At 66.2% G+C, this 11,455-nt stretch carries 11 protein-coding genes; 1 reads left to right on the top strand and 10 read right to left on the bottom strand.

From position 1 onward, the window contains the following. Positions 1-132: 132 nt before the first annotated feature. Positions 133-912, bottom strand: coding sequence for an SGNH/GDSL hydrolase family protein (locus tag AABM56_RS09125; protein ID WP_133859368.1), 780 nt, complete (start codon positions 910-912; stop codon positions 133-135). 152 nt (positions 913-1,064) lie between these two features. Beyond that, a complete protein-coding gene (locus AABM56_RS09120; protein WP_133859369.1) occupies positions 1,065-2,744 on the bottom strand; it encodes a long-chain fatty acid--CoA ligase in 1,680 nt (559 codons plus the stop codon). 259 nt (positions 2,745-3,003) lie between these two features. On the opposite strand from AABM56_RS09120, the gene AABM56_RS09115 reads away from it, so the two are divergent. Next, entirely contained in the window at positions 3,004-3,474 is a 471-nt protein-coding gene (locus tag AABM56_RS09115) for a MaoC family dehydratase (protein WP_133859370.1), read from the top strand. Between the two features lie 16 nt (positions 3,475-3,490). Here AABM56_RS09115 and AABM56_RS09110 read toward each other — a convergent pair whose 3' ends face one another. From AABM56_RS09110 to AABM56_RS09075, 8 genes are all read right to left on the bottom strand, one after another. Further along, the gene (locus AABM56_RS09110) at positions 3,491-4,066 is read right to left on the bottom strand and encodes a DUF1349 domain-containing protein (protein ID WP_133859371.1); all 576 of its coding nucleotides are present in this window, start codon (positions 4,064-4,066) and stop codon (positions 3,491-3,493) included. 77 nt (positions 4,067-4,143) lie between these two features. After that, positions 4,144-5,214: a chemotaxis response regulator protein-glutamate methylesterase gene (locus tag AABM56_RS09105; protein WP_133859372.1), complete on the bottom strand. Its 1,071-nt coding sequence runs from the start codon at positions 5,212-5,214 to the stop codon at positions 4,144-4,146. Further along, a complete protein-coding gene (locus AABM56_RS09100) occupies positions 5,211-5,720 on the bottom strand; it encodes a chemotaxis protein CheD (RefSeq protein ID WP_133859373.1) in 510 nt (169 codons plus the stop codon). Before AABM56_RS09100 ends, AABM56_RS09105 begins: the two co-directional genes overlap by 4 nt. A 2-nt stretch (positions 5,721-5,722) precedes the next feature. After that, the gene (locus AABM56_RS09095) at positions 5,723-6,526 is read right to left on the bottom strand and encodes a protein-glutamate O-methyltransferase CheR (RefSeq protein WP_133859374.1); all 804 of its coding nucleotides are present in this window, start codon (positions 6,524-6,526) and stop codon (positions 5,723-5,725) included. Positions 6,527-6,536: 10 nt separating this feature from the next. Next, positions 6,537-7,007: a chemotaxis protein CheW gene (locus AABM56_RS09090; RefSeq protein ID WP_133859375.1), complete on the bottom strand. Its 471-nt coding sequence runs from the start codon at positions 7,005-7,007 to the stop codon at positions 6,537-6,539. Beyond that, on the bottom strand, positions 7,007-8,662 hold the full coding sequence (locus tag AABM56_RS09085) for a methyl-accepting chemotaxis protein (RefSeq protein ID WP_263258690.1): 1,656 nt from the start codon (positions 8,660-8,662) through the stop codon (positions 7,007-7,009). Before AABM56_RS09085 ends, AABM56_RS09090 begins: the two co-directional genes overlap by 1 nt. Positions 8,663-8,745: 83 nt before the next feature. After that, entirely contained in the window at positions 8,746-9,249 is a 504-nt protein-coding gene (locus AABM56_RS09080; RefSeq protein ID WP_133859377.1) for a chemotaxis protein CheW, read from the bottom strand. Positions 9,250-9,256: 7 nt separating this feature from the next. Continuing rightward, positions 9,257-11,431: a methyl-accepting chemotaxis protein gene (locus AABM56_RS09075; protein WP_347884020.1), complete on the bottom strand. Its 2,175-nt coding sequence runs from the start codon at positions 11,429-11,431 to the stop codon at positions 9,257-9,259. Positions 11,432-11,455: the final 24 nt, after the last annotated feature.

Below are 11,455 nucleotides of genomic sequence, written 5' to 3'. Positions count from 1 at the left end.
GACGGCGGTCGTTTGGACCGGTAAGTGTAAAAGAGTTGGGGGGTGCGGCGGGGCTTTACAAGAACGGCGGGTGGAAAACCGCCGGGTTGCCTGCCCTTGCGCGACGCCTGGTCGCGCAAGGGCGGTAGCGCATTAGCGCTTGGCCTGGACGCTGGCTACGTTCAGCTTGGCCGGCGGCGTGCGCAGGGCCATGTCCAGGGACTGCAGGGCCTTCCAGGCGTCCTGTTGCAGATCGGCGGGATCGGCGTGATCGAACTTGATCTTTTCGCCGGCGGCCGGCAGCGGCGGACGGGTGCCGTAGATCAGCGCATAGAAGACCGAGGCGGTCAGGTAGGTGCCGGTAAAGGACGGATGGCTGCCGTCGGGCAGGAACAGCCCGGGCTGCGGCTGATCGGCCAGGGCCTTCTGCCAGGCCTGGCCCACCGGGGCCAGCAGCGCGCCGGTCTCCTTGGCCAGGGGGGTGTAGACGCTGTCCAGCTGCGCCTGCATGGTCGGGTTGTTCTGCCGGGCCCAGGTCAGGTAGAGGATCGGCTGGGCGCCGTCCTTGCGCGCCAGATCGGCGATCAGGCGTACGTACTGACGGGTGAGGTCCGGATTCTTCACCGGCATCATGCTGTGATCCTGGATCACCACGTAGTCGTAGTTGGCCTTGGCCAGCTCGTCCTGCACGTCGTGGCGCTTCCAGTGTTCCTCGAGGCTGGCGCCGCTGAAGGTCACATGCTTGACGTCCAGCGGACGCGACTGACCGGCCTCGACGGACATTTGACGGACCATTGCCGGCAGATCGTTGACGAAGGTGTAGCTGTTGCCCACGAACAGGACGCGGATGGGTTCACCGGCCTGGACCTGACCGAGCACGCTGGAGCCCAGCAGGAAGAGGCCCAGCAAGGCCTGGCGTACGCTAATTCGCATGGTGTGTCCTCAAGGAAAGAGGTCGGAGAGATGACGGCAAAATGCCGCCTGCGGTTTATACCCGAACCTCTTGCGAAAACCATGCTTGGAAACCAGCGGCACCGCTACCAGTCGACGAGAGGTAGCGGCGCAGGGGACGTAGTGGCGTCCTGTTACGCCTTCTTGAGTTCGGCGTCACGCAGTTCGCGACGCAGGATCTTGCCGACGTTGGTGGTCGGCAGGCTGTCGCGGAATTCCACCAGCTTGGGTCGCTTGTAGCCGGTGACGTTGTCGTGCATGTGCTTGAGCACCTGCTCGGTGGTCAGGGACGCACCGGGTTTGGGCACCACGAACACCTTGATCTTCTCCCCCGCCACCTCGTCGGGAATGCCGATGGCCGCGCACTGCATCACCCCGGGCAGCTGGGAGAGCACCTCTTCCAGCTCGTTGGGATAGACGTTGAAACCGGACACCAGAATCATGTCCTTCTTGCGGTCGACAATGCGCAGGTAACCATCCGGCTCGATCACGGCGATGTCGCCGGTACGCAGCCAGCCCTCGGCATCCAGCACCTCGGCGGTGGCCTCGGGTCTCAGCCAGTAGCCTTTCATGACCTGGGGGCCCTTGACGCACAACTCGCCGGGGGTGTCGAAGCCCTGGGCCACGCCATCGGCATCCACCACCTTGCAGTCGGTGCCCGGCACCGGCATGCCGATGGTGCCCAGCCGGCGACGCTCCAGCGGATTGAAGCTCACCACCGGACTGGTCTCGGTCATGCCGTAGCCTTCGCAGATGCCGCAGCCGGTGACCTCTTCCCAACGCAGCGCCACGGATTGCTGCAGCGCCATGCCGCCGGAAAAGGTCACCTTGAGCTGGGAGAAATCCAGCTGGCGGAAATCCTCGCTGTTGCACAGGGCGGCGAACAGGGTGTTCAGACCGACGAAGCCGTTGAAGCGCCACTGCCTGAGTTCCTTGACCAGCGCCGGCAGGTCGCGCGGATTGGTGATCAGGACATTGTGGTTGCCCTGGATCAGCATGGCCATGCAGTGAATGGTGAAGGCATAGATGTGGTAGAGCGGCAGCGGCGCGATCATGACCTGGGCACCGCCGCCCAGATACTTGGTCATCAGCACCTGGCACTGCAGCATGTTGGCCACCAGATTGCGGTGGGTCAGCATGGCGCCCTTGGCGATGCCGGTGGTGCCGCCGGTGTACTGCAGCACGGCGACGTCTTCCGCCGCCGGGTCGGCGTCGACGAAATCGACGTGCTCGCCCTTGGTCATGGCATCGACGAAGCGGATGGAATGGGGAATGCGATAGGCCGGCACCATCTTCTTGACATGGCGGACCACGGCGTTGACCAGCAGGCGCTTGAAGGTCGGCAGCAGGTCACCGACCTCGGTGATGATGACGTGGCGGATATCGGTCTGCGGCAGCACCTGTTCGGCCAGGTGCGCCATGTTGGCCAGGCAGACCAGCGCCCGGGCGCCGGAATCCTTGAACTGGTGCTGCATCTCGCGGGCGGTATAGAGGGGGTTGGTGTTGACCACCACCAGGCCGGCGCGCATGGCGCCAAAGACCACCACCGGGTACTGCAGCACGTTGGGCATCTGCACGGCGATGCGATCGCCGGGTTGCAGGTCGGTGTGCTTTTGCAGATAGGCGGCGAACTGGCCGGACAATTCATAGAGTTCGCGGTAGCTCAGCGTCCGCCCCAGATTGCTGAACGCCGGGCGCTCGGCGTAGGTCTGGCAGGCCTCGCGAAATACCGCCAGGACGTTGCGATAACGGTCCAGGTCTATGTCTGTCTGGATGCCCTCGGGATATTTGTCACTCCAGAAATTCGGCATCATGCAGCCCGCTCCCGCTCTATGGTTATTGTTCGTTGGCGTGCCGTGATCAGCGCTGAACCGGCCCTGCGAGCCTAGCAGTTTTGCCTAGCCCGCAACAGCATCAATATCCGCCCTTAACGTCACCTAATGACCACATGGTCAATTACGGTCACGCTCTTTGCCGGCTTTTCCGGGAGGTGATTAGCCTCCGGCGGCGAGGCTGGGTAGAATGCCCGGCTTCGCGGCGTCCGCCGCCCAGTCACAGCTGCCGGAGCGCTTCATGAGCCTGACCGAAAACATCCCTTATGAAGCCCTCGAAATCGGCCAGAAGGTGACCGTGACCCGCACCATCGAGGAGCGCGACGTGCTGCTGTTCGCCGCCGTCTCCGGCGACTGCAACCCGCTGCACCTGGACGCCGAATTCGCCGCCAAGACGCTGTTTCGCGAGCCCATCGCCCACGGCATGCTCAGTGGCGCCCTGATCAGCGCCGCGGTGGCCTGCAACCTGCCGGGACCGGGTACCCTCTATGTCGACCAGACCATGACCTTCGAAAAGCCGGTCAAGCTGGGCGATACCCTGACGGTGGAAATCGAGGTGCTGGAAAAGCTGCCGAAGTTTCGCGTGAACCTGGCTACCCGGGTGTTCAACCAGCACGGTGACAAGGTCGTCGACGGCGTCGCCAAGGTGGTCGCGCCGCGCAAGCCGGTGCAGGTGCAACAGGTGGAACTGCCCCCCGTCACCGTCGGCTGAGCCATCCTTCCCCGCTTCAACTCAGATCGGCCAGGCCTCGTTGCAACGGGGCTTGCAGACTGAACTCGCTGAACGCCACCTCCATGCCGCCCCGCTCCGGGGTGCCGCACACCGGGCCGACCCGGTATTCCGCGGCCGCTGGCAGGCTGGCCAGGCGCAGCAACGGCCAGCGCTGACCGTCGAACGAAGCCTGGACCCGCAGGGTGCCCTGGGTCAGGGTGACCCTCAGCCACACCTCCTCGCGCTCCCCCAGGGGCGCGCCCACGGCCAGATCCGAGCGTCCCAGGGTCAGGACGCTGAGCAGCTGGGGGCTATCGTCGAAGTAGCCGATGCCGACGCGCAGCCACTGCTGCTCATCGATCCGCACCATCAGCCCGGCGTGGTCGCCCTGGTTCTTGCAGCGCGCCGCCACCCGCAGGTGGGCGGTGAAGCCACTGGTGACCCGGGCGCCGAAGAAGTGACCGCTGTGGCGCTCGGCGCCGTCGTGGGTCTGACGCCAGAAGTCGCTGTGGCGATCGGTGATGACCCGCAGCCGCTCGGGCTCGGCCAGCCAGGTCTCGGGTTCATTGATCCAATGGCAGATGTCGAACATGGGGCTCTCCTCGCGTGCTCGCGTGCTCGCGTGCTCGCGTGCTCGCGCTTGGAGTCCCGCCTGCCCCGCAAGTTCGTCTAGACCCCACCTTTGAGAATGGCGGCGGCGATCTGGCCGAGGCCGATTTCCTGCTCCACCGCGCCGAGCTTCATGGCTTCCTTGGGCATGCCGTAGACCACGCAGCTGTCTTCGTCCTGGCCGAGGGTACGGCCGCCGACGTCACGCAGCTCCTTGAGGCCGCGGGCGCCGTCGTCGCCCATGCCGGTCATGATGATACCCAGGGCATTGCTGCCGGCGGCCCGCGCCACCGAGCGGAACAGCACGTCCACCGAGGGGCGATGACGACTCACCGGCGGACCGTCGACCACGTCCACCTGATACTGGGCACCACTGCGCTTGAGCAGCATGTGGCGACCGCCCGGGGCGATCAGCACCCGCCCCGGCAGGACCCGATCGCCATGCCGGGCTTCGCGCACCTCCAGCTCGCAGAGGCGATCCAGGCGCTCGGCGAAGGCGGCGGTGAAGCGCTCGGGCATGTGCTGGACCACGACGATGCCCGGGCAGACCCGTGGCAGCGAGGTCAGTACCGCTTCCAGGGCCTGGGTCCCGCCGGTAGAGGTACCCAGGGCGACGATGCGCTCGGTGGTGCGCGCCATGGCCGGGCTGCCGCCGGCCGGCAGGATGGCGTCGGCGCTGAGCTTGGGCGTCGGCACCACCGGCACGCCACGGGGCGCCAGGCGCTTGAGATTGGCCCGGGCGGCGGCCTTGACCGCGCTGGTGAGGTCGTCCGAGGCGTCCTTGAGGAACTGCTTGAGATTGGCCTGGGGCTTGGTGACGATGCTGACCGCCCCGGCAGCCATGGCCTGCAGGGTGGTGGCGGCGCCTTTCTCGGTCAGGGTCGAGCAGATCACCACCGGGGTCGGGCGCTCGGCCATGATCTTCTTGAGAAAGGTGATGCCGTCCATGCGTGGCATCTCCACGTCCAGCACGATGACGTCGGGCCACTGCTTGCGCATCTTGTCCTGGGCGAACACCGGGTCGGCGGCGACCCCCAGCACCTCGATGGCCGGATCCTCCGCGAGACTCTGGGCGAGCACCTGCCGCACCACGGCGGAGTCGTCGACGATAAGGACCTTGATCTTATTCATGGAGTAAGTCTCGTAAGCGGCGGAACATAGGGTAGCTCCACCTGTTGCATGAGCACCCGGCCGTCGACGAGGTCCAGGGACAGTTTGCGATGGCCGGCGCCGCGGACATGGGTCCGCACCGAGTGGATACCGGCCTGGGCCAGCTGCGCCAGCGCCGCCTCGACGTTGACGTCGCCGATGCTGCGGACGCGATCGCGCAGGAGCTGGGGAAACATGTTGCCGCCGCCGTAGAGGTGCACCTGGTAACCAGGCAGATCACCGCCGTGGCGAGCGATAGCCCCCAGCAGCAACTGCAGGGATTCGTCGACATAGTGACCGTCGGCGGGCGCGCCAGGCGCGGCGCGCTGGCGCCTGGGCAACAGCGCATGGGTCATGCCGCCGAGGCGGCGCCGCGGATGCCAGAAGACGAAGGACACGCAGGAGCCCAGGATGGTCCGGATCCGCACCTCGCCCTGGCCGAAGTACCATTCGCCTGGACGCAGAAACAGCTCCGGCGCGGCTGCCATGGCTAGAGCGGACGTTGATAGATGGAAGGACTGACCATTTTCAGGGCGTCGGTTACCCCGTTGAGGCTCTCGGAATGGCTGACGAAGAAATAGCCCCCGGGTCGCAGGTGGCGGACCAGGCGGGCCACCACCTGGCGCTTGGTGGGCACGTCGAAGTAGATCATCACGTTGCGCAGGAAGATGATGTCGAAGGTGCCCAGCTCCGGCAGAGAATTGTTCAGATTGATCTGGCGAAAGGCGATCCGCGCGGTCAGGCGCGGATCCACCAGAAAGGTACCGTCGTTGTCGCCCACGCCCTTGAAGCAGTAACGCCGCAACAGCGCCGGCGGGATGTTCTCGGCTTCGGCGAGCGGATACTGGGCATTGCGCGCCTTGGCCAGCACCCGGGTGCTGAGGTCGGAGGCGACGATCTCCCAGGGGCGCTCGCCCAGTCCTTCGGCCAGGGTCATGGCCAGGGTATAGGGCTCCTCACCCGAGGAGCAGGCGCCGCTCCAAAGGCGCAACGGCTGGCGCCTTTCCCAGTTCGGCAGCACCTGCTCGCGCAGGAAGTCGAAGTGCTTGGGCTCGCGAAAGAAATAGGTTTCGTTGGTGGTCAGCAGATCGACCGCCATCTGGCATTCCGCCTGGTCACGCTGGATCAGCTGGAAATAGGCGTCGTAGCTGGGCGTGCCGCGCTGGCGCACGCGCTTGGCCAGGCGACCGCTCACCAGCGGGCGCTTGGCATCGGACATGCTGATGCCGGCGACCCGGAATATGAAGCTGCGAAACTGGCGGAATTCGCTGTCGGTCAGCGCGGGGAGTTCCATGGTTCGCGACTCAGGCAGCCGTCATGGCGGCGAGCTGGGCGAGATCGTCTGCGCCCAGCACCCGATCCATGTCGAGCAGGATGACGAAGCCGACACCCTGCTTGGCCATGCCGAGGATGAAATCGGTGCGGATCGAAGCGCCGAAGCGCGGCGCCGGCTCGATGCCGTCGGCGCCGATCTCCAGCACCTCGCAGACCGCGTCCACCACGATGCCGAACACCTGGGGGCCACCGTCGACCTGGATCTCCAGCACCACGATGCAGCTGCGGCGGGAGGTCTCGGTCACCTCGTTGCGAAAGCGCACGCCGAGGTCCATGACCGGCACAGCGGCGCCGCGCAGGTTTATGACGCCACGGATGGCCGGCGGCAGCATGGGCACCGTGGTGACCGCGCCGTACTCGATGATCTCCCGCACGCAGCCGGTGTTCACGCCGTAGAGATCACCGGCGAGCTGAAAGGTCAGAAACTGGCGCAATAGCATCAGGCGTGCTCCTCGAAACGGGCGAAACCGGCCGGCACGCTGCCACGGGGCGCGCGACGGGGCGAGTCGATCAGCGCCGAGGTGCGCTCGGCCAGGCTCGGGCCCGAGCGCTTGGCGCCGGGACGGGCAACCTGCTGCGCCACCGGCGAACCGCTCAGGGTGAAGTATTCCATCATCTGCTGGAGCTGCTCGGCCTGGCCGCTCATCTCTTCCGCGGTGGCGGCCAGCTCTTCGGACGCCGAGGCGTTCTGCTGGGTGATCTGGCTCAGTTGCAGCATGGCGCCATTGATCTGCTCGACCCCGGCGCTCTGCTCTTCGGAAGCCGCGGTGATTTCCTGCACCAGGTCGGAGGTCTTGTTGATGGAGGGCACCATCTCGCCCAGCAGCGATCCGGCGCGCTCGGCCAGGGCCACGCTGCTCTTGGCCACGGTGCCGATTTCCTGGGCGGCGACCTGGCTGCGCTCAGCCAGCTTGCGCACCTCGGCGGCCACTACGGCGAAGCCCTTGCCGTGCTCGCCGGCGCGGGCGGCTTCGATGGCGGCGTTGAGCGCCAGCAGGTTGGTCTGGTAGGCGATGTCGTCGACGATGCCGATCTTCTCGGCGATGGTCTTCATGGCCACCAGGGTCTCGCGCACGGCCTGGCCGCCCTCGTCCGCTTCCCGCGCGGCCTTGCCGGCCATGCCATCGGTGACCTTGGCGTTCTCGGTGTTCTGGGCGATGGAGGCCGACATCTGTTCGATGCTGGCGCTGGTCTCCTCGACCGAGGCCGCCTGCTCGGTGCTGGCCTGGCTCATGCTCTGGGCGGTGGCCGAGACCTCTTCCGAGGCGCTGGCCAGGCCATCGGCCGAGCTGCGCACGTCGCTGATGATCTGCGCCAGGGTGGTGGTCATGGTGCGCACGGAGGCCAGCATGCTGGTGGTGTCGCCTTCGCGGGTCGCCACCTCGACGCTCAGGTCGCCACGGGCGACGCGCTGCACCACCTCGGCGGCATAGGCCGGTTCGCCACCCAGCTGCCGGATCAGGCTGCGGGTGATCAGGTAGCCGAGCAGGACCGCGATCAGGGTCGCCACCGCGCCGATTGCCAGCATCAGGTTGCGGGCATCGACGTAGGCGTCGGTCGCCGCTTCACCGGCTTCCTGCATGCGCTGGGCCTGCAGGTCGTTCAGGGCGCCGAGGGCGGCGACCAGCTCGTTGTTGTTGGGCGCGAAGACATTCAGCAGATAGTCCCGGGCCTGGCCACGGTCGGTGTCCAGCAGGCGAAAGAATTCGCCGTACTTGTCCTGCAGGCGCTGACGCGCGTCCGTGGCAGCCGCCAGCTTCTGCTTGCCTTCCTCACTGACGATCTTCTTTTGCAGATCGGCGAGGATCTCTGCGTTGCCGGAGCGGACCTTGGCAATGTCTTCCTTGGTCTTGGCCAGGGCGCGCTCATCGTCCAGCAGCAGCAGGTTGCGCATCAGGCGCCCGCTGTCCAGGGTGTTGCGCACCAGGGTGTTGGCCTGGACGGTCATGGGGAAACGGAATTTCGACATGTTGTCGGCCGAGTCCTTCATGGTGCCCATGTTCAGCAGGGCGACGCCCATGACCAGCAGCAGCATGAGGATGGCAGCCCCGAAGCCGAGCGCCAGCTTGGTCGAGACGCGAAGTGAGTTCAGCATGGTGGAAGCGCCTCCGGCGCCGGTTAGAACTGCTTCGTTTAAGAGGCGCCGGTTACCGTCGCCCATGGCAATGCGGGGGTCTTTCAGCTGGCGGCCTGGGCCAGGTTCGCCAGTTCCTGTACGTCGAGGACCTGGGCCACGTCGAGCAGGGTCAGGAAGCCGTCTTCGGACTTGACCATGCCGGCGATGAAGTGCGGCGCCAGGCGACTGCCAAAGGCCGGCGCCGGACGGATGTCCGCCGCGGCGATTTCCAGCACCTCGCTCACCGCATCCACCACCACCCCCAGCACCTGGGTGTCTTCGTCGGCGCACACTTCCAGGATCACGATGCAGGTCCGCGGGCCGACCCGGGTCGGTCGGCCGCCGAAGCGGGCCTCCAGATCGACCACCGGGACCACCGCGCCGCGCAGATTGATCACCCCGCGAATGCAGGCCGGCATCAGCGGGACCTGGGTCAGCTGGCCGAACTCGATGATCTCGCGCACCGCGAGGGTATCCACGGCGTAGGTCTCACCGTCGACCACGAAGGTCAGGTGCTGATGGCCGAGGTGTTCATGGGCGATGTCGCCAAGGGTCAGGGCAGTCATGAAGCCATTACTCCGGGAAGCGGACGTAACCGTCCGGCAGGCCGCCCGCGGCCATCTGGGGACGCCGCAGGGTCGGCTGGGCCGTACGGCTCACGGCCGGGCGCGTCTGCTCGATGGCACGCTCCAGGTCCTGGACCGCACGACCATCGCCGGTGTGGAAGAAGCCCATCAGGCGCTGCAGCTGCTCGGCCTGACCGCTCATTTCTTCGGCGGTCGCGGCCAGCTCTTCCGAGGCCGAGGCGTTCTGTTGGGTGATCTGGTTGAGTTGCAGCATGGCGCTATTGATCTGAGTGACTCCGCTACTCTGTTCTTCGGACGCAGCGGCGATTTCCTGTACCAGATCGGAGGTCTTGCTGATGGACGGTACCATTTCGTCGAGCAGTGACCCGGCGCGCTCGGCCAGGGCCACGCTGCTCTTGGCCACGGTGCCGATTTCCTGGGCGGCGACCTGGCTGCGTTCGGCCAGCTTGCGCACCTCGGCGGCCACCACGGCGAAACCTTTCCCATGCTCGCCGGCGCGGGCCGCTTCGATGGCAGCGTTGAGCGCCAGCAGGTTGGTCTGGTAGGCGATGTCGTCGACGATGCCGATCTTCTCGGCGATGGTCTTCATGGCCACCAGGGTCTCACCCACCGCTTCGCCGCCTTCGTTGGCCTCGCGCGCGGCCTTGCCGGCCATGCCGTCGGTGACCTTGGCGTTCTCGGTGTTCTGGGCGATGGAGGCCGACATCTGCTCGACGCTGGCGCTGGTCTCCTCGACCGAGGCGGCCTGTTCGGTGCTGGCCTGGCTCATGCTCTGGGCGGTGGCGGAGATCTCTTCCGAGGCGCTGGCCAGGGCATCGGCCGACAGGCGCACGTCGCCGATGATCTGGTTCAGCTTGCCGACGGTGCCGTTGATCGATTCCTTGAGCTCCAGCAGCTGACCCTGGTAGTCACCGCGCACGGTGCGGCTCAGGTCGCCCTGGGAGAGCCCGGCCATCACGCCCATGGCTTCGTTGACCGGCGCGACGATGGCATCGAGGGTGCCGTTGATCCCGGCGACGATGCGGCGGAAGTCACCCTGGTGGGCACTGGCATCGGCGCGCGTGTCCAGGCGACCGGCCATGGCCGCCTGGCTCAGCTGGTTGGCGTCTTCGACCAGGCGCTGGATGTTGCCGCGGACCTGTTCGAGGTTGTCGTTGATCACCGCCTTCTGCCCGGGGAAGCGCTCCAGCTGCACCGACAGATCGCCTTCGCCGAAGCTCTTGACGCAGGCCATGGCCTTGGCGGAATCGCTCAGGTGCCCGGCGACCATGCCATTGACCCCTTCGGCCATGTTGCGATAGGCGCCCTGGAAGCGCTCGGCCGGAATGCGCACCACGGTTTCGCCGCGGTCATGGGCAGCCGACATGCTGCTCATTTCGCTGATCAGGCCGCGCAGGGTGGTGACCATGTTCTGCATGGCCGCCATCAGGCTGGTCTTGTCGTCACCGCGCAGCTTGATGTCGTCGGGCAGATCGCCGGCGACCACGCGGCCGGCCAGGGTTGCCACGGCCGCGGGCTCACCGCCCAGCTGACGCAGCAGATTGCGGGTGATGAAGAAGCCCAGCAGGGCCACCGCCAGCAGGGTTGCCAGGGCAATGCCCAGGGCCAGCCAGGTGGCCTCGACCTTGGTCTTCTGGGCGACCTGAACGCCTTGCAGCGCCAGGGTCTGGTTGTAGCTGACGTGTTCGTCGAGGGCCTTGTTGATCGCCAGCATCACGTCGGTGCGGCTGCGCATCAGGGCCTGGGCATCTTCGTTGCGATTCTGCCGCGACAGGGCAATGACCTGGTCGCCGAGGCTGAACAGCGCCGTGAAGGCGGCGCGATCGGCGGCCAGCAGCCCACGGTCGCGGTCGTCCGAGACCAGCGTCTCGTACTTGCCGAGATTCTGGCCGATACGCTCCTTGGCCGCGGCCAGGTCCTGCTCGACGGTGGTCATGGTTTCAGCGCTGGTCGACAGCACGTGGCGATAGATGCCCACCACGTAGTCGGAGCGACTGTCGTTGACCTCGCCGAGCGCCTTGAGGCTGGGAACGGTGTTGTCGTTGCCGTAGTTGGCCGCCTGGAACACCTGGTCGATTTCGTATTGCCCGGTGCCGGCCAGCACCAGGATGCCCAATAGCGCGGACAGCACCAGGAGCAGCATTTTCTTGATGACGGTCATGTCGATGGTCTCAAAAAGGCCACC

It is taken from the genome of Pseudomonas aestiva (assembly GCF_039908605.1).
Lineage (GTDB): Bacteria > Pseudomonadota > Gammaproteobacteria > Pseudomonadales > Pseudomonadaceae > Chryseomonas > Chryseomonas aestiva.
Note: the sequence above shows the minus strand (reverse complement) of the source record. Positions and strands in the feature narration are given on the sequence as shown.